The organism is Rossellomorea sp. NS-SX7 (assembly GCF_052828565.1).
Map to the genome: position 1 here is coordinate 1897842 of NZ_CM128249.1, position 20002 is coordinate 1917843.

Here is a 20002-nt window from a genome sequence, read left to right on the forward strand (position 1 = left end):
GACTGGTCGAATGTATGATTATAATGAAATAGTAGAGGGGTGGCAGTTTGTACGAATTAAAAACAAAGCAAAATGAAAACAGTGTGATTGAATTTATTGAAAATGTCGATAGTGAGAAAAAAAGGGACGACGCCTACAGACTTTTGGATATCTTCACCGAAGAAACCGGCGAACAAGCTAAAATGTGGGGCCCGAGCATCATTGGGTTTGGCTCTTATCACTACAAGTATAAAACAGGCCATGAAGGCGATTCTTTTCTTGCTGGATTTTCGCCCCGTAAAGCTAAAATAAGCCTTTATTTTGCTCCGGGAGATAAAGAACGGGAAGAGCTCCTGAAGAAATTCGGAAAACACACTTCAGGAAAAGCATGTGTGTACATTAATAAAGTGGACGATATAGAGGAAGATGTATTAAGGGAATTGATACAGGCATCGATTACATTTTTAAAGAGAACCTATCCGGATGGTGTTGAGGGGTCCAATGAATAAGATGGTAAATAGAGTATGAAAATCAATCTACTGATTTTGTGCTCTTTTTTTAAACCTGCATAATGGGAATATATGTTATTCTTCATGGTTAACGAACAATTGCAGAGGATGCGGTGAGGATGAACCAAATTTGGAATAAAATCATCTACAAGGTATGGGCACCAATGTATGATGTTTTTTTTAACAGAGGGGCTTTTTTAGAATCAAGGAAACAGGTGTTTAAGGATGTAAATCTGACTGGGAAGAAAGTTCTGTTTGCCGGTGTCGGCACAGGTGCCGACCTCGAACTTATCGATCATAGAGACGTGGCCATCACAGCCATCGATTACTCACCTGACATGCTTGAAAAGGCACGAAATAAATTCACGCATCCCAACATTGAATTTATTGAAATGGATGCACAACGTATGGGTTTCCAGGACGATAGCTTCGACATTGTCTTCGCAAGCCTTATACTTTCCGTAGTTCCTGACGCAAATCAATGTCTGAAGGAGATGGAAAGAGTCCTGAAGCCGGATGGGGAACTTGTCATATTTGATAAATTTGCAGGTGAAAAAAAACTTTCTCAGAAACTCGTTCGTCCCATCGTGAAAATGTTGGGTACAGACATTGGTCTTGTATTTGAAGACATTCACAGACCTTACAAGGAAACGTTGATCATGAAAGAAGATATAGGGTTGATGATGAATGGAATGTACAGGAAGATTGTGCTGAAAAAGGCGTGAAGATGTGAACAGATCCTATGGTTTTAGCGAACTTATTATTTCAAACTTTTCCCCACTCCTTTTCAACTATAAAATCCCAGAAAGCCATAAAAAGACTGCTGACCATTCAGCAGTCTTTTTATGCCTATCGTGATACCTCTTTAAACGATATCTGTTTCATTTCATCCGTATTGGGATCAAACCTGATGTCGATCAGGACCCCGAATTCCTTATCTTTTCCTTTTAACCAAAGTTTAAATTTTTCCGTGCTGTAACCTGCACTATCTTCACGCCCAATATGGAGGTAATCAATAATCTGAGCATCAGGATAGCGTTCTTTCGTTCTTTGCATGGCAATCTTTCCCCATTTTGCATATGAAGGCACTGTCACTCCAATACTATCAAGATTTCTGGCCATGCTGACAGGGTGCTGTATTCCGTTTGTGATCAGTTGAATAAGGAACAAACACAGGATCATTTTTTTCATTTGTATGTATCCTTCCCATTTTTTTATTATTATCTTTTGTCTAATTTCTTTTTCTATTCAGAGTGACGGTTTTCTGAATCTTAAGCATTTACTCTTTCTTATCTGTGCTACTATTGAGTAAAGGCAGAAGCAAGATTTTATTGTCTGCACAAGAATTTTTAATAGTGAAGGCGGGGGACTGATGTCGACAATACACGTGAATTGGGGAGAGTCAATCGTTAAATTAACCTGGGTGAAAAGCAGTTTTCCTCCAGATGAGAAGCTGATAACAAGTGCGCATGGTTTTTGCTTTCATAAAAAAGAACTTATGCTTGTTCGTCTTGAACATAGGGGATGGGACTTCCCAGGAGGACATGTGGAAGCAGACGAAACTCCTATAGAGACATTTAGCCGTGAAGCGCTGGAAGAAGGGTGTGTCGAAGGAGCTTCCGTATTACTTGGTTACATCATTGTAGATCATACCCAAAATCCTAATTGGAATGAAACTAGCAAGTATCCGAAAATAGGCTTTCAAGCCTTCTATAAAATGGAAATAGAACATCTGCATCGTTTTGAAAAGAGGTACGAATCACTGGAAAGGGTTTTTATAAACCCATCCAATATAGAGAACTATTATGACGAATGGAATCCATTGTATGAAGAAATTTTACATACTGCATTAAAAGACGAATGTCTGAAATGAAGGATGGGGGATCAAATGAATAACATCCGGAAGAAGAAGGTGGCTGTCTGCTGGAGCAGCGGCAAGGACAGCTGCCTTGCACTATATAGGCTCCTGCAAGAAAACAAAGATGTCGTTTGCCTCGTATCGATGATATCAAAGAAAGACGAACGAAACCATGCACATGGAATCAAATTGAAAATCCTCGAATCCCAGTCAGAAGCATTGGGCATACCATTAGTCCTTGTTGATTCTGCCGGTGATTATGAAGAGTCGCTTGTGGCCGCACTGAGAAAGCTCAAAGAGGAACTTGGTATCGACGAGGCAGCATTTGGGAGTTTATATGCAGAAGAAGACAGAAAATGGAATGAACAAGTATCATATAAAGCAGGCGTTGAACCTATATTCCCAACATGGATTCCACCCGAAGAATCACACGTCCTGCTGAAAGAATTTCTGTCACTGGAATTTACAGCAGTTATTTGCCGTGCTTCTGAAGTACACTTTGACTGCACTTGGCCAGGCCGTAAATTGGACTGGGAATTCTATGAAGAAATTCAGCAGAAAAACATTTGTGTAATGGGTGAATATGGCGAGTACCATACATTTGTTGTAGACGGTCCGATTTTCAAGAAGAGAATGCAGCTGACACAAGCAGGAGTTGTGTTGAATTCAGGATTATGGTCATTGGATATTCAAGACTGTCAACTGACCAAAAAATTGCAAGAAAAATAGAAAACGTTTTGACTATAGCTTCTTTTGAATCATTTTCTTCAGCGAAATCGTACATAAGTCGTCAGGAGAATGAAGTAGAGGCAGACAGCAAAGACGAAAAGCGCTCGGATCCGGGCGCTTTTTTATGTCTGGATATTTTCGCATAGGCAGGTGTTCTATTGAAAAATCATACAGATACTTGTTTTTTCAATTATATCGCAAGTGTCACTTATAAGATGTTCATTTGCAGTTGAACACACTTGTTGAAGTTTATGCGTTGACATATGACACCGTGTCATCTATAGTGGTGAAGACTAGAATATGACACAGTGTCACAATGGGAGGATGAAGGTCAGTATGCCTAAGCCGACGTTTTATAATTTAAATGAAGAGAAAAGGCGGATTTTGGTCGAAGCTGCTAAAAAAGAATTCTCTCGCGTCTCCCTTTATGAAGCCTCGATTTCGAATATATTGAAATCAGCAGGAATTCCCAGAGGAAGCTTTTATCAGTATTTTGACGATAAAGAGGATGCGTTTTTCTTTTTGCTAAATGAACATGCTCAGGAAAGACATGAACAATTCTTAATGAATTTAAAGAGGTACGAAGGGGATATCTTTTTGTCAGTTACAGAAATCTTCCACCATACCTTAAAGCGTTCACACACAGAAGGAAAGAACAATTTCATTAAGAATGTCCTTCTGAATATGAACTATAAAATTGAAAAGGCATTTTCTAAGTTTCTAAGTAAAGAAGAATTAAGTAAAAGATATGATGAAGTATATCATCTTGTAGATTGGAAGAGTCTGAATATCTCGAGCGAAAATGAGTTGTATCATGTCTTGCAAATACTGTCGGCAGTCACATTCCACAACTTGGTACACAGTATTTCAAACGAATTGAGTTTCGAGGACGCAGTTTCAAAGTACAAGTTTGAGATTGAGCTGCTTAAAACAGGACTATCTAAGAAATGTTAAGGATATAGAAAGAAGGGAGAACATGAATCCGCATTCAAATGATGCAGCAAAGTCAACCGAAACCTTCAATAAATTTCCGTTATTATTCGTATTACTTTCCGGAGCTTTTGCTGCTATTTTAAATCAGACACTGCTTGCCACAGCACTTCCTCATATTATGGAAGATTTAAATCTTGAAGCAAGTACGGCACAGTGGTTAACATCCATCTTTATGCTGGTGAACGGAGTCATGATTCCGATTACCGCATTCCTGATTGGCCGTTTCACAACCCGTTCATTATTTCTGACAGCACTGGGTTTATTTGCAACTGGTACATTAATATGTGCAGTCGCCCCGAATTTTGGCATTTTGATGGCGGGGCGCATCGTACAGGCATCCGGAGCGGGTATCATCATGCCACTTATGCAGACGATTTTATTTCTAATCTACCCAGTTGAAAAACGGGGAAGTGCAATGGGGATGTTCGGACTGGTTATCTCCTTTGCACCAGCCATCGGGCCTACTCTGTCAGGTTGGCTTGTCGATCAGTTCCCTTGGAGAAGCTTGTTCTATATCATCTTGCCGATTGTCATCATAGATCTCATCGTTGCATATTTCATCCTGATCAATGTTACGAAGCAGACGTTTCCGAAATTGGATATCCTATCAATTATATTATCCTCTATTGGTTTCGGTGGGCTGCTGTACGGTTTCAGTACAGCAGGAAGCACTGGATGGGGAAGTACACAAGTGGTAGTTGCAATGATTGCAGGTTCCATTTCGTTAACGCTTTTCATTTTAAGGCAGTTTAAATTGGAACAGCCTATTCTTGAATTCCGCGTATTCAAAATAAAATTGTTTACGATCACAACGGCTCTCGGAATGCTCGTCTTTATTGCGATGATTGGGGGAGCGACTGTTCTTCCTATTCTGATGCAGAATATGCTTGGTTTTACAGCTTTTGAGTCCGGACTTATGCTCCTGCCCGGTGCACTTATCATGGGCTTCATGAATCCGATCACTGGTCGGATCTTTGATAGGTTCGGTGCTAAATGGCTTGCTGTCACCGGGTTGCTCCTAATCTCGGTCACAACCTTCATGTTTACGAATCTCACACCTGAGACAACCTTCTTGTATCTGACTATCGTCAATGCGGTTAGGATGCTGGGTGTCGCAATGGTGATGATGCCGGTAACCACAGCGGGTCTCAACCAGCTTCCGAATTCCCTGATCCCGCATGGTACAGCTATGAACAATACGATGCGGCAGGTATCCGGAGCTGTGGGAACTGCCTTGCTCGTGACGGTCATGACCACCGCTGCACAACCGGATAGAGGAGTGGAGGGCCTCGTTCATGGGGTCAACGTTTCCTTCCTGGTCGCAGCCATTTCGGCATTGATTGGACTGTTCCTTGCCTTTTTCGTGAAAGATAAGAAACATAAGAGAGTGAAGAGTACGGCTTAGTGGTATGCCAGTTTCTTTCAAATAAGAAACTGGCTTTTTTTATGACGAAATTTCTTCAAACCGACTCCACAAAAAAACCTCGTCATGAGTGACGAGGTTTTCCTGTTTTTATTCACTTTCAGCATCAACATCAGCTGCTACAGCTTTTTTAATGAATAATGAAATGATAAATGCTGCCAGCGCCAGCGCTAACGCGAACCAATAAGCATGATGAACTCCATATGTCATTGCATCATTCATTACGTCCTGAGTAACAGTTCCTGTATGATTATTAATATAACTCTCCCGACTTTGAGTCATTATGCTTACAAACACCGATACCCCCAAAGCCCCTGAAACGGGTTGCAGGGTATTCGAGATGGCTGTTCCATGAGGGTAAAGGTTCTTGGGAAGCTCATTCAAAGCATTTGTTTGGGCAGGCATCATGATTGCCGATATGGATAACATCAACAGCACGTAAACAATGATGAAAAGCCAAATCGGGGTATCCTGGCTGATATTACTGTAGAATAAAATGACACCAGTCAGGACGATCGTACCCGGTATTATCAATTTTCTCGGCCCGTATTTATCAAATAAAGAACCCATCACAGGAGACATCAACCCATTTAGAAGTGCACCGGGTAATAAGAGCAGCCCTGCAACCTTGGCTGAATAGCCCAGCGGTCCCTGTAAATACATTGGCATAACAATTTCAGAAGCAAACATCGCCATAATCACGATGATGAATAGAACCACCCCTCGGGCATAGCTTTTATATTTGAACACCCGTACGTCAAGCAGAGGTTCCTCCAATTTCAACTGCCTTAAAACGAACCAGACTAGGCTGACTGCACTGACTGTAATGATTGTTAGAATTTTAACAGACGTGAACCCTTCACCTGCTTCACCAGCAGAACTAAATCCATACACGATTCCTGCAATACCGATTGAGGAAAGGACGATAGACAAGACATCCACACCAGGACGAGTCACTTCCCCAACATTTTGCAGATACTTCCATGCAAATAGAATTGAAAATAATGAGAAAGGGATGACCGTTATGAATAACCATCTCCAGCCGAGTGTATCAACAATGACTCCTGACAACGTCGGTCCGATGGCTGGAGCAAACATGATCACAAGTCCGAATGTACCCATGATTTTCCCGCGGACTTCCGGCTTATAAATAAGTAATAGGGCATTCATAATCACCGGGATCAACAACCCAGTTCCAACAGCTTGAATCATCCGTCCAGCTAAAAGCATTGGGAAATTCATTGCACATGCAGCGATGGTTGTACCAAATAAGAAGATGGTCATAACTCCGATAAACATCTGTCTAGTCGTAAACCATTGAATCAATAATGCTGATATCGGCATCAATACACCCATTACAAGCATGAAGCCTGTCGCCAGCCACTGAACGGTGGGGGCTTTCACACCAAACACTTCCATTAGTTCAGTCAAGGCAATATTTAGTAATGTTTCATTCAGAATGGCAAAAAAAGCGCCAATCATAAAGGTGATCAGTATCGCTTTTGAATTGATTTTTGATTCCATTTTACTCCTCCGCTTTAGTTAATACTATGACTATAGAATAAACTACCATAAAAGTTGATACGACTGTATTAAAAGAATAAATTTTATGTTATTCAATAAAAGATAAAAGCATCCCCTTGACATCTGAGGATGCTTATCACTTCGTAGGTTCTTTCTCTTCCAACAGTTCTATAATTCGATCAAGCTTTTGGTTCAAGTCATAGGATGCTTTTGATTGAACTTTGGTATTTATTAGTATCCTGCGTATAAAAAGAGTAAATGAAATTACCCCGGTCAAAACAAGGCAGAATATAATCAATTGAAATAATATATCCCCGATATTGAGAGCCACAATGATCCTCCCCAAATGAATAATTTGAAACGACTACCTAATAGTCTATAGGAATAAATGGTAAACTACAATTATGAAATGTATAGTGTCTCAGAGAAAGGGAGGATTGTTACATGCCTGATTCAACCAAACATACATATGATCAATTGGCAAAAACCTATCAACATGACATTGATCATGCAAGTCCTTACAATGCTTATTACGAGCGCCCTGCCATGCTTGCAGAGCTCCCGGAAAATTTCAAAGGAAAACACATTCTGGATGCAGGATGTGCAGCTGGCTGGTACACCGAGTATTTTACCCGGCAAGGAGCACATGTCACAGGCATTGACCTGAGTCCTGAAATGATCAAAGCAGCCAAAGAGAGGGTAGGCGACCGTGCGAATATTTTATGCCATGACCTGCAGATCCCTTTGCCTTTTGAAGACGATTCATTTGATTTGATCATCAGTTCCCTCACACTTCACTACTTTGAAAGTTGGGAAGTTACCTTTAGTGAATTTCACCGTGTATTAAAACCTGGCGGTACTTTCTTATTTTCCATCCACCATCCGTTCATGGACTTTACACGAAACGATCGTGACAATTATTTTAAAACAGAAACCATCACAGAAACATGGAAAAAGCCACATATCACAATAGATGTCACTTTTTACAGGAAACCTCTGGAGCGAATTATGAATGATACCATTCAACATTTTACTCTTGAAAGATTTGTTGAGCCGAAACCTTCTGAAATGATGAAATCCATTAAAGAAAAATCTTATCATTACCTCATGACGAACCCACATTTTTTAATCATAAAAGCTCAGTCTAAAAAGCCTTAAAATTAGAAGGCTTTTTTTCTTGTGAATCATTTCCATCCTCTGACACAAGCAAATCTCTTGAACATTTTCAATGTATGTCTTACAATAATCTCGAATTAATAATATATGTGTTTGAGATAATTTTCAATACTAACAGATATATTACTAAAACAATTAGAAAGAAAGGAAGGTCATACAAAATGACAAAGGTATTGTACATCACAGCTCATCCCCACGATGACACTCAATCATTCAGCATGGCTGCTGGAAAAGCGTTTATTGACAAATATAAAGAATTAAACCCAACACATGAGGTTGTGGGGGTAGATTTATATAAGGAAGACATTCCTCATATCGACGCAGATGTGTTCAGTGGATGGGGGAAGCTGCAGACAGGTAAAGGGTTTGATCAATTATCAGAAAGTGAAAAAGCGAAAGTAGGCAGATTATCTGAGCTTGTGGATCAATTTGTCGACGCTGATAAATACGTATTCGTTACCCCATTCTGGAATTTCTCATTCCCTCCTGTTATGAAAGCCTATATTGATTCCGTATCAGTGGCAGGGAAAACATTCAAGTACACAGACCACGGACCGATTGGTTTGCTTACCGACAAGAAAGCCCTTCACATTCAGGCACGCGGGGGTATTTATTCAGAAGGACCTGCAGCTCAAATGGAAATGGGACACCGTTATCTGGACGTCATGATGCAATTTTACGGAGTGCCTTCATTTGAAGGGTTATTCATTGAAGGACATGCGGCCATGCCGGAAAAAGCACTGGAAATTAAAGAAGACGGAATTGCCCGTGCGAAGGACCTTGCACATACATTTTAATACCAAGAGCCAGCCAAATTGCTGGCTCTTTTTTAATGAATCGATACATAAACTGTCATTTTATAGTAAAATAATTTTGAAAAGTGCAAAATCAATTTTTAATCATAAAGGAGCCAAACACATGACTGAAAAGAACTGGGAAGAAGTTGATCATTATTTTACTAGCAAATTGCATAAAGAAGATGATGTGCTGGAGGCAGCAATGAAAGCAAACGAAGAAGCAGATCTGCCTGCCATAGATGTAGCCCCCAATCAAGGAAAGCTTCTCCATCTGCTGGCAAAGATGAAAGGCGCTAAAAGTATCCTGGAAATCGGAACTCTTGGAGGCTACAGCAGCATATGGATGGCAAGAGCTCTCCCTGAAGAAGGGTCACTTATTACCTTGGAATATAGCGAAAAGCATGCAGAAGTAGCCCGTGAAAATCTTAAACGGGCAGGGGTTGATAAAAAAGTGAAGGTACTCACAGGCGCTGCACTGGATACGCTTCCTTCTTTAAAAGATCATAAATTCGACTTTATCTTCATCGATGCTGATAAAAAGAATAATCCGCATTACATCAAATGGGCCATCGAGCTTTCCAACCCGGGTGCCGTAATCATTACGGATAACGTGGTTCGTGGAGGCAGGATAACGGACGCTGCTAGTGATGACGAAAATATTAAAGGGATACGGGAATTTGTAGATATACTTTCAGAAAACGAACGCATCGATTCCACGGCCATTCAAACAGTGGGAACGAAGGGCTATGACGGATTTGTGATCGGTATAGTGAAGAATTGATCTGCAAATTTCCAAATTATGAATGGTGAAAATATATAAATGGTCATGCAAATTGAATTTTGCGGTTAGACTCCTGCTTCTGTTTTACTTTATTCACTCAACTAAGGGGCAGAATTCTTGTAAACTCCGCCCAGACATGTCATCATTAATCCATACCAAATTTATCGGATAAGGAGATGAGGAGCATGAAAGTAGCAGTAGTAGGTGCAAATGGTCAAATCGGAAAGCATCTAATCGATCTATTACATGATAGCAAGGACTTCACTCCAAGAGCGATTGTCAGAAACGAAGAACAACTCCGCTCATTTCAAAATGAAGGCATTCAATCTTCATTAGTCGATCTAGAAGGTACAGTGGAGGAAATCGCAAACGGGTTGGATGGAACGGATGCGGTTGTATTCACCGCCGGTTCAGGCGGTCATACAGGATCAGACAAGACGCTGCTTGTCGATTTGGACGGCGCTGTAAAAACAATGGAAGCCGCAAAGCAGGCTGGTATCGATCGATTCATCATGGTTAGTGCACTTCAAGCACATAATCGTGAGAATTGGAATCTATCATTAAAACCCTATTATGCTGCAAAGCATTTTGCAGATAAGGAACTGGAACGAAGCGGCTTGAATTATACGATTATCCGTCCTGGAGGCTTGTTGAATGAAACTGGTACCGGGAAAGTTTTTGCTGCCGAAAATTTATCAAGGGGATCCATACCTCGAGAGGATGTAGCAAAAGCAATCTACTCTTCTTTAACAGAAGAGCATACGGTTAACCGAGGGTTCGACCTGATTTCAGGTAACGATCCGATTGAAGAAGCAATCAAAAGAATTTAGTACATGCTTTTTACTAGAAAATGAGTATATGAAAAAAAGGACAAATCACTATTTTCTGTGACTTGTCCTTTTTGATATCCTCCCATTGTTTTCGAATTATCTTTTGATGAACATCTGTGTCCAATAATGACCGTACGATCCACCTTTAACATATCCAACGCCAATTTCAGTGTAAGTCGGGGAAAGGATGTTTTTTCTGTGGCCTTCGCTGTTCATCCATGCTTCAACCACTTCGGGTGGCGTTTTTTGTCCGGCTGCAATGTTTTCGCCTGCAGCCTGATAAGAAATGCCGAAGTCTTTCATCATTTGGAATGGAGACCCGTAAGTCGGGGATGTATGACTGAAATAGTTCTTGTCGATCATATCCTGTGACTTATAACGGGCGACTCTTGATAATTCCCAGTTTTCTTTAAGTGGTGCCAAGCCAGCTTTTGCACGTTCTGCATTCACTAATTTCACCACTTCGTATGTATAGCTCTGGGCTGTTTGATCCCCGCCCGGAATGGAGATGCTTTGTCCAGGATAAATGAGATTAGGGTTATTCAATTGCGGATTCGCACCAATCAGTTCGGATACTCCCACCTGATGCTTCACAGCAATCTTCCACATTGTGTCCCCATATTTTACAGTGTATGTACCTGCAGCAGAGACTTCCGAATCTTTCCCAAAACCAGTGACTAAAGTGACAGACAACATTAGAATAAAGATTAATTTAATAGTTTTCATAATTCTATTGAAATATAATTTTGAAAACGTTTAAACAGGTAGTTGTTACCATGACTTGAGAACCGTATATGTATCAACACCTAGTAATATTTACTAGAAAATGAGTTGCATAATAAAGGAATAATCATCCAAATTTTAGTGGTTTTTGGTATACTAGGCATAGAAATGATTGGAGGGGGAAGAAATAAATGAATGATAGATTATTTGAACGTTACATGCAAGATATTGAAGAACATTTTTCAGGATGGGATTTTTCCTATATAACAGACACTGGCCGTATGAGTAACGGGTTGCTCGGATGGTCATATGGAAGTATCGTGATTCCTTACATACGCAAGTCAAAAGCGATGTTGGATATGGGCACTGGAGGCGGAGAGCTACTGTCAAAGTTTCAGCCGCTTCCCCCCATGACATGTGCAACAGAAGGCTATGCCCCTAATTTCCCTATAGCTAAAAAACGGCTGGAGCCTTTGGGAGTCACAGTAAAAGAAGTCAAAGAAGACAATCTTCTACTCTTTGAGGACGGAACTTTTGACCTCATTATCAATAAGCATGAGGAGTATTTACCAAGTGAAGTGAAGAGAGTTATGTCGTCAGACGGCATATTTATCACACAGCAGGTAGGAGGGAATGACTGTATTGAAATCAACCACGCCTTGGGTGCCCCTGTAAATGGTGAATTCCTTCACTGGAACCTGGAGTATGCTCGTAATGAACTGATACAGGAAGGATTCGACGTCGTTGAATGGATGGAAGAGGAGCCTAATCAGCGTTTTTATGATATCGGCGCGCTTGTTTACTATCTTAAAGCGATTCCTTGGCAAGTGCCGGATTTTACAATTGGCCGATATATAGACAAACTGTACACAATTCACGAAACGATTCAGTCAAAAGGGTTTTTTGAAGTGAAAACGAACAGGTTTTTCTTGAAGGCGAAATTAAATAGATAGTAGATAGTGGAGTTATGAGGAGGGAGTGGAGGGAACATAACTTGTTCCCTCCACATAAATCAATGAGGTTCATAAATTGAAATCGTGTCGATATCTTCTAGCCATACCTTTGCTTGTTTACCATCAGGCTCGGAAATCCAAACATCACGGTTTTCAGAGGTGATTGAGCTGCCTCTGTACCATATTAGCTTTTGGTATGAAGTCAAGAATTTTGGGTTGTAGTCCCCAAACCCGGCTGGGGGACGGGTAATGGCCATTCCTTTATCAGATTGCAGTTTTATCAAATATAGAGACGGGAGAGGGTGTTCTTTGAAGTCATTTGACCATTCCTTCTCTTTAACCCTCGAAGATACGATCGTTCTTTGATCAATCCAGGTAAAATCAAGTTCTGCATACGAATCAGGGGTCAACGATGCCGCTGCTGGAAAGTCTTTTGCTTTGAGTTCTTTATTGGTGAAACCATAAACGATTCGACCGCTGCCTGCGATATAAGCGAGTATGTCATTATTCGGAGCCCATTTTGGTTCGCCAACTCCTAAGATGACTTCGTCCAGTGTAATGAATGTTTTACCATCGGCGGAAATGGCACTTAGCATATTGCTGTCCATCGCAAGCGAAGCAGTTGGTGATACTACAAAGGATATCCATTTTTGACTCGGTGAGTATCTGAAATGCGAAGCGCCTATTGCCATCACTTTGTTTTCTCCATGTCCAACTTCCTTTGGAATGGTAAACAGGGATCTGATATTTTTTGTTTCCGAAAGGTTATCCAAGGGATACGATAATTTCTTGATGTAGATGATCGGGTTTGTCCAGCCATCAGGAAGGAAATAAGCTCGTGATGATAATATAAATCCACTGCCATCCGGAATCCAGGAGTATCCATCCACACCTCCTGAGATATTATAAAAGTGATGAAGGTCAGAAATATTCAAAATATCACGGTGGAGAAAAGATATTTCATGTTTATTTGGAGCCCATGAAGGTGAATAACCGTCATAAAAAATTTTCTTTCTCGCACCTGATGAAAGATTGTACACCCATAGTTCATTTTGTAGACCATGTTCAAATTCTGAAGGGGCTTCTTCCTGATAAAGTATCCACTTTCCATCATGGGACCATTGTGGAGATTCGGTCACTTTTCCAGATGTCGTAATCTGCTGTTCTTTCCCGTCAACTAAAATCCAAAGGTTATGTCCCCTGAGGAATGCAGCCTTCATTTGTAATTCAGCTTTTACTACATCCTTTGGGAAACATGTGAAAGCTAATAGTAATATTAGAATGAATCGAGTCAATTTGATCACCGCCTTACGATTAGCTTGCTCAATAACTTCTATTTTAGGTATTGAGATGTTTCTGACGGATTTTGAACCTGATCAGGATATTATTAAGGAGAAATTGAAATGCAGCTCGAAAAGTATGATGCCTTATTGTTTGATCTCGATGATACATTATTCAATCACACAAATTGTTATAAAAAAGCAGTTAAAGATATATTGAAATCTCATAACTCCCTGAATCACCTTGATGAAGAAGTATTTTTCAGCACTTTTTCAAAAAACAATCAGGAACTATTGAGAGAGTATCAATCTAATAAACTGCCTTTTCAGGAATTCAACCTGAAAAGATTAGGGATGACTCTCAAACAATTTTCTGTAAATTTAAGCAATGAAGAAACAGAAAAAATTAATGAAGGTTATCATGTGAACTATTTAAAAAATATTGTTCCAAACCCTCAAATACAAAAGCTTTTCAGACGTTTGAAAGACACTTTCAAGATGGGGGTCGTGACGAATGGTACCAGCTATAATGCATATAAAAAAATAAACCGCCTCGGATTGAGTGGTTTTTTCAGCGAAGAGCATATCATTGTTTCAGAAGAAATAGGGTACAGCAAGCCCCAGCGCGAAATCTTCCTGCATGTGCTTGACCATTTCACAATAAAGCCTGAAAAATCTCTTTTCATAGGAGACAATTACTATACAGATATGTGTGGCGCAAGTTCCGTTGGCATGGATACATTATGGATAAACCATTTAGGAATGGATCCGCCTTCGGATTTCACCCCAGTGTATATTCTTAAGAACGTTCTTGATTTGGAGGATTACTTACACATCTAATAAACCGCAGCAGGATGTTCAAATCCATGCTGCGGCTTGATCAATTTACTCATTTTTTATTTTTTCGTGAAACTCATTCAGTTTGTTATTCGTATCATCTGCCAGGGTCTTTAGATTAGCGGAGTCAGGTGTTTCTTTTTTTGATTCTTCAATTAAAGGATAGAGGCTTTCCTCAATGTTTTTATAATCTTCCGGGTATTTCTCTTCTATTTCCTTTTCAATTTCGTCCCATTTTTCTTCTATCATCATGCCTTGTTCATTTAATTTCGTTGCATCATCAGCCCCACTCTTCAGTGTAATGGCTAAATCTTCAACAGAACTTATTGTCTTCTCTATACCACTTGAGAGATTTTGATTTTCTTCAACATTCGAAGATTCTTTCTCCTTTTTTCCATCACCAGCTGCCGGCTGGGAATCTTCAGCAGGGGTGACCTCCTTCACTTCTTCTGCATTATCACTTGCGCCGCATCCACCCAGTAACATGCCGCCAATTAGTACAAACGTGAAAAGTGTTATTTTTTTCACTGCAGGGACCTCCTTTGTTGTTTACTCCCAGTTTTCCCATTAAGAGAAATACCAAACGAGGAAGATAGGCTCAAAATCGATAAGCGATAAATTTTAACCATTCCGCTTACAAGTAAGCTAATATAGTTATATCTGGATAAATCTGAGAGGGAGTATATATATGAGTAGCAAAAGGATGGAACCGCTTAAAGCAGCAAAATTGTTCACTGAAGAAAACTTTTCAGGGAGCGCAACCGTCTTATTAGGGGGAAGTGTTGTAAGAGGAGAAGCAACGGACACTTCCGACCTGGATATTGTCGTAATTGATGAAAAAGTAAAAACGGCGTACCGCGAGTCTCTGATCGCTTACGACTGGCCGATTGAGGTATTCGTCCATAATGAAGAGACGTTGATTGAATACTTTAAGAGCGATTGCGAGAGAGGCAGACCATCCCTTCCAAGAATGGTCGCTGAAGGAATCATCATCAAAGATCATGGTTCAGGCAGCGAGTTTAAGGAAACAGCCGAGACCTTTTTGAAAGAAGGACCTCCGGACTGGAATTCTTCAACCATCCGTATGAAACGATACTTCCTAACCGATCTGCTTGATGATTTTGTCGGAAGTAAAAAGCGCGGGGAGACTATTTTTATTGCGGGCAGCCTTGCTGAAGCCTTGCATGAATTTGTATTAAGGACTAACCGAAGATGGGTGGGGTCTTCCAAATGGATTGTGCGTGCCCTGAGCGAATACGACCGTGTGTTTACCGAAAGATTCGTAAACAGCTTTGAGTACTTTTATAAAACAGGTGATAAGCAGCGGGTCATATCACTGGTTGATTCAGTACTGAAGCCTCATGGGGGCAGGCTGTTCGACGGATTTTCAATTGGAAAGGAACTTGATGCGAATGAGGAAAAATAACCGGAATGTGGGGTGAATACCGTGACCACACTATTTGTCCTTTTGGGGTGCATTTTCAGTGTGCTTGCTGTAGGATATTTTGAATAGGAACGTTTGGAGTTTGTGAAACTATATGGTGTTGAATAAGTACATAGAAAGAAACCACTGCTAATGCTGAGGTTTCTTTTTTATTTGACCGAACGTTTTGTAATATAGTTGAAACATTTGTAACAAAACGGGATGAATCAACAGAAAACGCTTCCCTTGTATGCTCTCACGATTCATCGTGGGAGCATTTAACTTTATTGTGTAGGTACCTACGAAAACTAATGTTTCACTCACACAAGTGAAAGCAGGATACCTTCTCGGTTGCGAAAACACTAGGATTAGGATTAAGCTGAACACGTATTTTAACGATATTGTAAAATCGTGGTAACCAACGTATGACGCTGTGCAGGTAAAATTGAATTATACCAGGAAGGGGGATGTTTAATGAAAGAAACGATTCATAATGAAGATGAATTATTTGAAATGCTTGACTCATATCTCAGAAAACCTGACGATTTTTGGACAGAGTTTTACCTTGATCGAGAAAAGAAAATACCATTTTTCAAAAACGTACCTGATGAAAATTTAGTATCTTATCTAAGTAAAGGACATTTGAGTTCGGGCAGAGTATTGGAATTAGGCTGTGGTCCCGGAAGAAATGCCATTTATCTTGCCAAAAGTGGATGGGAGGTGGATGCGGTCGATATTTCGGTGACCTCTCTTCAATGGGCAGAAGAACGTGCTGAAAAAAACGGCGTTTCGATTCATTTTATACATAACAATATTTTCAGCTTAGACGTTGAAGAAGGCGGGTATGACTTTGTTTATGATTCGGGTTGTTTCCACCATATAGCTCCTCACCGCAGATTGAGCTATCTTAAATTGATAAATAAAGCACTGAAGCCTGGAGGTCACTTTGCACTCACAGCTTTTAGAAGGGGCGGTAACTTGGGTGGTGCAGACATTTCTGACTGGGAGGTGTACCAAACAGGCTCCCTTCAAGGCGGACTGGGTTACAACAAGACTCAATTAGAAAGAATCTTTTCGGATTATGAACCAATTGAAATCAGAACAATGAGGGATCAGGACGACTCCGCACAGGAGTTTGGAAGTTCCGGATTGATTGCAGCATTTTTCAGGAAAAAATAGGAACAAAAAAACGTTCAGGTGACTGAACGTTTTTTCTATAAAACTTGTATTTTAAACTTCTAAGCTATAATACGAAAATCATCATGGTCAACTCTGTTAATGCCATCATCAAAGACGAGACGAGTGACGAGCTTATAAGAGATTGATTCACTGCTTGGCGGATATGAGTCCGCTAATCTGCATGAAAAACTGATTTTTTTAAGTTCATTGGCCCTCATGGTGGAGGAACTTAAAATGGTATTGTGATGAAGGACAGAGGATCGGTCACTGTTGTGGTCATACTGCAGCAGTTCCGTTTCAATCCGTTTCAGCTTCTGCTCGATCCTACCTCCAATAATTTCGTATTCGCCTTGGATGACTTCACCAGGACGGTAATCTTTTTTGTTTAAAACCAAATCAATTTTAGTCGATCCGATACCGAATCTGCACATCAGTTTACTAAACATAAAAGCAATTCAACCTCTCAATCATCTAGTTACCAATTCTGCATGGAGAGTTTTGGTTTCAATTTTAATAAGATTGATTCAAATTCAAACCTTATTGTAAGAGAAAGAACCCGTACTGTCCAGCCCCCTTTGTCGACAAATTTTGCGGACCGCGACTAATCGTATTTAACTTCTATTTATCTTAGACAGGGTACTATGCTTAATCTTAATTTCATACAAACCACCTACTGTTTACTTATCCTTACATCTATTTTAATAACAACCAATAATGGTAAAACAAGGTAGAAATGAACGGGGATTTTCGGTACAATGATGGCAGAGATTTATACCATTACAGACTAGGGGAGTTTTATCATTGAAGGGGAAAAAACAGAATAAAAAAAAGAAAAATACACTGCCATTCAGAATGAACATCTTGTTTTTTGCTGTATTCATTTTATTCACTCTGCTGATTTTGAGACTCGGAATCGTACAAATTGTACACGGGAATGATTACCTGAAAGAAGTTCAGCGCACTGAAAATGTCAAAGCAAATAACGGCAGTCCTCCGAGGGGGAAAATTTATGACCGATACCGCAACGTCATTGTCGATAATGTCCCGTTGAATGCAATTACCTACACGAGGACACAATCGACCAAACCGGACGAGATGTTGAAGGTTGCCAGGAAGCTCGCTCAGCTGATCAAGATGGACCCTAAAAAAGTGACTGACCGTGACAGGCAGGATTTCTGGCTGCTCACTCATCCTGACGAAGCAGAAAAACTCGTTTCAAAGGATGAGATTAAGAGATTGGAAGATAACGAAGACCTATCCAAGGATGATGTTAATAAAAAGGTCTATCAAATGCAGCTGGATCGAATTACCGAAGAAAACATCCAATCCTTTAACAAAGATGAGCTCGAAGTACTTGCGATATTCAGGGAATTCAATACTGGCTACGCATTATCTCCTCAAATCGTAAAAAATGAGGGTGTCTCCACAGAAGAGATGGCAAGGGTAAATGAACATTTGGCCAAAATGCCCGGAGTGAATGTCACGACCGACTGGAAGCGACGGTATGTCGGGGATGATACACTTCGTTCGATCCTCGGGAAAGTTTCTTCTTCCAAAGAAGGCCTTCCCAGTGAACTAGTAAACTCTTATACAGCCAAAGGATACGCCTTGAACGACAGGGTGGGAACGAGCTATGTAGAAGCTCAATATGAAGATGTATTAAAAGGACAGAAAGAAGAGATTGAGTACATCACGAAAAAGGGTAGTGTCCTTGAAGAACAGCTCCTGAAAGAGGGGCATAGCGGGAAAGATGTCGTGCTCACAATTGATATGAAATTGCAGAAGGAAGTTGAGAAGATCGTTGAGGAGGAATTAGGGAAGCAGGCTGCGAAATATTGGGAATCACCTTTTCTGGACCGCGCATTTGTCGTGATGATGGATCCCCATACAGGTGAACTCATGTCGATGGTCGGAAAGAAATATGGCGAGAATGCAGATGGTCAAACCGAGATGCAAGACTATGCGTTGGGAACGTTCACATCAGCTTATGAAGCAGGTTCTGCGGTGAAAGGTGCAACGGTATTGACTGGTTATATGACGGGTAAATTAAATATCGGAGAAGTTATGTATGACGCACCAATGTATTTAGCTAAAGAGAAAAAGAGCTCTTGGTTTAATGCTTCGCAAGGAAGTAAGTATTTATCGGACATTCAAGCTCTTGAAATTTCTTCCAATGTTTACATGTTTAAAACCGCACTCAAAATTGGAAATGGATCTACCTCACATCATCAGGAGTTTGTTGATATTGATATTAAAGCATTTGACATAATGAGAAACCATTTCAGTCAATTTGGGTTAGGAGTCAATACGGGTATTGATTTACCGGGTGAAACTTATGGTCTTAAAGGTCCCGAAAAAAAGCCAGGTCTTCTTCTGGATTTCGCAATCGGACAATATGATTTGTATACCCCAATGCAACTAGCTCAGTATGTGTCAGCTATTGCCAATGGTGGCTATCGCATAGAACCGCACATCATGAAAGAAATACGCGAGCCGAATCACGAGAAAAGCAAGATTGGGCCAATTGTGTGGGAGAATAAACCAAAGGTATTAAATATTTTAAATGTTACAGAAAGAGAGATACAGCAGGTACAAGATGGTTTTTATCAAGTAGCACATGGCACCAGAGGTACAGCTCGTGTGCAATTTAGCAATGCCCCCTATAATGCAGCGGCTAAATCAGGAACTGCCGAATCAATTCACAATGGAAAAGACACATATAATACAACATTAATTGGATATGCACCTTTTGATAATCCAGAAATAGCCTATTCAGTCGTTGTTCCATGGTCTCATCAAGACAAAGATCCCGGTGTCAATAAAACAATCGCGAAACGGATCATGGACAAATATTTCGAATTAAAAAAAGAAGCAGAAAAACAAGGGTTGTTAGATACGTCCATTGAAGGTGAAGTTCGTACGATGGATGAAGCTGATGATCAAGAGGTAGAAGAAACAGAATAATGACAAAAAGCGCAGCCATCAGGCAGCGCTTTTTTTATTGATTG

The 20002-nt window shown here is 40.4% G+C and carries 22 protein-coding genes; 15 read left to right on the forward strand and 7 right to left on the reverse strand.

The window, feature by feature from the left end; genetic code table 11:
- Window positions 1-47: 47 nt before the first annotated feature.
- A complete protein-coding gene (locus ACUXV2_RS09380; protein ID WP_446246744.1) occupies window positions 48-488 on the forward strand; it encodes a DUF1801 domain-containing protein in 441 nt (146 codons plus the stop codon).
- Window positions 489-607: 119 nt separating this feature from the next.
- Complete coding sequence (locus ACUXV2_RS09385) at window positions 608-1213, forward strand: class I SAM-dependent methyltransferase (protein WP_446246745.1); 606 nt, start codon at window positions 608-610, stop codon at window positions 1211-1213.
- 124 nt (window positions 1214-1337) lie between these two features.
- Here ACUXV2_RS09385 and ACUXV2_RS09390 read toward each other — a convergent pair whose 3' ends face one another.
- Window positions 1338-1679, reverse strand: a complete 342-nt coding sequence (locus ACUXV2_RS09390) for a YqzG/YhdC family protein (protein ID WP_446246746.1) — start codon at window positions 1677-1679, stop codon at window positions 1338-1340.
- Window positions 1680-1860: 181 nt separating this feature from the next.
- Between ACUXV2_RS09390 and ACUXV2_RS09395 the strand changes: the two genes are divergently transcribed.
- From ACUXV2_RS09395 to ACUXV2_RS09410, 4 genes are all read left to right on the forward strand, one after another.
- Window positions 1861-2361, forward strand: a complete 501-nt coding sequence (locus ACUXV2_RS09395) for an NUDIX hydrolase (protein ID WP_446246747.1) — start codon at window positions 1861-1863, stop codon at window positions 2359-2361.
- 15 nt (window positions 2362-2376) lie between these two features.
- Entirely contained in the window at window positions 2377-3075 is a 699-nt protein-coding gene (locus ACUXV2_RS09400; protein WP_446246748.1) for a Dph6-related ATP pyrophosphatase, read from the forward strand.
- A 336-nt stretch (window positions 3076-3411) separates the two neighbouring features.
- On the forward strand, window positions 3412-4029 hold the full coding sequence (locus ACUXV2_RS09405; RefSeq protein ID WP_446246749.1) for a TetR/AcrR family transcriptional regulator: 618 nt from the start codon (window positions 3412-3414) through the stop codon (window positions 4027-4029).
- Between the two features lie 22 nt (window positions 4030-4051).
- On the forward strand, window positions 4052-5473 hold the full coding sequence (locus tag ACUXV2_RS09410) for an MDR family MFS transporter (RefSeq protein WP_446246750.1): 1422 nt from the start codon (window positions 4052-4054) through the stop codon (window positions 5471-5473).
- 108 nt (window positions 5474-5581) lie between these two features.
- Here the strand turns inward: ACUXV2_RS09410 and ACUXV2_RS09415 are convergent, their stop codons facing one another.
- Both ACUXV2_RS09415 and ACUXV2_RS09420 read right to left on the reverse strand, forming a co-directional pair.
- Entirely contained in the window at window positions 5582-7015 is a 1434-nt protein-coding gene (locus ACUXV2_RS09415; RefSeq protein WP_446246751.1) for an MDR family MFS transporter, read from the reverse strand.
- A gap of 136 nt (window positions 7016-7151) precedes the next feature.
- The gene (locus tag ACUXV2_RS09420; RefSeq protein WP_446247035.1) at window positions 7152-7334 is read right to left on the reverse strand and encodes a DUF4083 domain-containing protein; all 183 of its coding nucleotides are present in this window, start codon (window positions 7332-7334) and stop codon (window positions 7152-7154) included.
- 125 nt (window positions 7335-7459) lie between these two features.
- Here ACUXV2_RS09420 and ACUXV2_RS09425 point away from each other — a divergent pair, with 125 nt between their 5' ends.
- The 4 genes from ACUXV2_RS09425 (at window position 7460) to ACUXV2_RS09440 (ending at window position 10599) form a co-directional block, all read left to right on the forward strand.
- Window positions 7460-8173, forward strand: coding sequence for a class I SAM-dependent methyltransferase (locus ACUXV2_RS09425; protein WP_446246752.1), 714 nt, complete (start codon window positions 7460-7462; stop codon window positions 8171-8173).
- A gap of 179 nt (window positions 8174-8352) precedes the next feature.
- A complete protein-coding gene (locus ACUXV2_RS09430; RefSeq protein ID WP_446246753.1) occupies window positions 8353-8988 on the forward strand; it encodes an FMN-dependent NADH-azoreductase in 636 nt (211 codons plus the stop codon).
- A 121-nt stretch (window positions 8989-9109) separates the two neighbouring features.
- Complete coding sequence (locus tag ACUXV2_RS09435) at window positions 9110-9769, forward strand: O-methyltransferase (protein WP_446246754.1); 660 nt, start codon at window positions 9110-9112, stop codon at window positions 9767-9769.
- Window positions 9770-9954: 185 nt separating this feature from the next.
- Entirely contained in the window at window positions 9955-10599 is a 645-nt protein-coding gene (locus ACUXV2_RS09440; protein WP_446246755.1) for an SDR family oxidoreductase, read from the forward strand.
- A 96-nt stretch (window positions 10600-10695) separates the two neighbouring features.
- Here ACUXV2_RS09440 and safA read toward each other — a convergent pair whose 3' ends face one another.
- Entirely contained in the window at window positions 10696-11325 is a 630-nt protein-coding gene (gene safA, locus ACUXV2_RS09445; protein ID WP_446246756.1) for a SafA/ExsA family spore coat assembly protein, read from the reverse strand.
- Window positions 11326-11513: 188 nt separating this feature from the next.
- On the opposite strand from safA, the gene ACUXV2_RS09450 reads away from it, so the two are divergent.
- Window positions 11514-12275 (forward strand): class I SAM-dependent methyltransferase, encoded by a 762-nt coding sequence (locus tag ACUXV2_RS09450; protein ID WP_446246757.1) that lies wholly within the window; start codon window positions 11514-11516, stop codon window positions 12273-12275.
- Between the two features lie 59 nt (window positions 12276-12334).
- On the opposite strand, the gene ACUXV2_RS09455 is transcribed toward ACUXV2_RS09450, so the two are convergent.
- Window positions 12335-13495, reverse strand: coding sequence for a TolB family protein (locus tag ACUXV2_RS09455; RefSeq protein WP_446246758.1), 1161 nt, complete (start codon window positions 13493-13495; stop codon window positions 12335-12337).
- Window positions 13496-13678: 183 nt separating this feature from the next.
- Here ACUXV2_RS09455 and ACUXV2_RS09460 point away from each other — a divergent pair, with 183 nt between their 5' ends.
- Window positions 13679-14395, forward strand: coding sequence for an HAD family hydrolase (locus ACUXV2_RS09460; RefSeq protein ID WP_446246759.1), 717 nt, complete (start codon window positions 13679-13681; stop codon window positions 14393-14395).
- Window positions 14396-14440: 45 nt separating this feature from the next.
- Here the strand turns inward: ACUXV2_RS09460 and ACUXV2_RS09465 are convergent, their stop codons facing one another.
- Entirely contained in the window at window positions 14441-14920 is a 480-nt protein-coding gene (locus ACUXV2_RS09465) for a hypothetical protein (protein ID WP_446246760.1), read from the reverse strand.
- Window positions 14921-15080: 160 nt separating this feature from the next.
- Between ACUXV2_RS09465 and ACUXV2_RS09470 the strand changes: the two genes are divergently transcribed.
- Both ACUXV2_RS09470 and ACUXV2_RS09475 read left to right on the forward strand, forming a co-directional pair.
- Window positions 15081-15818, forward strand: coding sequence for a nucleotidyltransferase domain-containing protein (locus ACUXV2_RS09470; protein ID WP_446246761.1), 738 nt, complete (start codon window positions 15081-15083; stop codon window positions 15816-15818).
- Window positions 15819-16289: 471 nt separating this feature from the next.
- Window positions 16290-16994 carry a class I SAM-dependent methyltransferase gene (locus ACUXV2_RS09475; RefSeq protein ID WP_446246762.1) on the forward strand — a complete coding sequence of 235 codons (705 nt, stop codon included), beginning with the start codon at window positions 16290-16292 and terminating at the stop codon, window positions 16992-16994.
- A gap of 59 nt (window positions 16995-17053) precedes the next feature.
- Here the strand turns inward: ACUXV2_RS09475 and ACUXV2_RS09480 are convergent, their stop codons facing one another.
- The gene (locus ACUXV2_RS09480; RefSeq protein ID WP_446246763.1) at window positions 17054-17440 is read right to left on the reverse strand and encodes a sporulation protein; all 387 of its coding nucleotides are present in this window, start codon (window positions 17438-17440) and stop codon (window positions 17054-17056) included.
- Between the two features lie 406 nt (window positions 17441-17846).
- On the opposite strand from ACUXV2_RS09480, the gene ACUXV2_RS09485 reads away from it, so the two are divergent.
- Window positions 17847-19958 carry a peptidoglycan D,D-transpeptidase FtsI family protein gene (locus ACUXV2_RS09485; RefSeq protein ID WP_446247036.1) on the forward strand — a complete coding sequence of 704 codons (2112 nt, stop codon included), beginning with the start codon at window positions 17847-17849 and terminating at the stop codon, window positions 19956-19958.
- Window positions 19959-20002 lie beyond the last annotated feature (44 nt).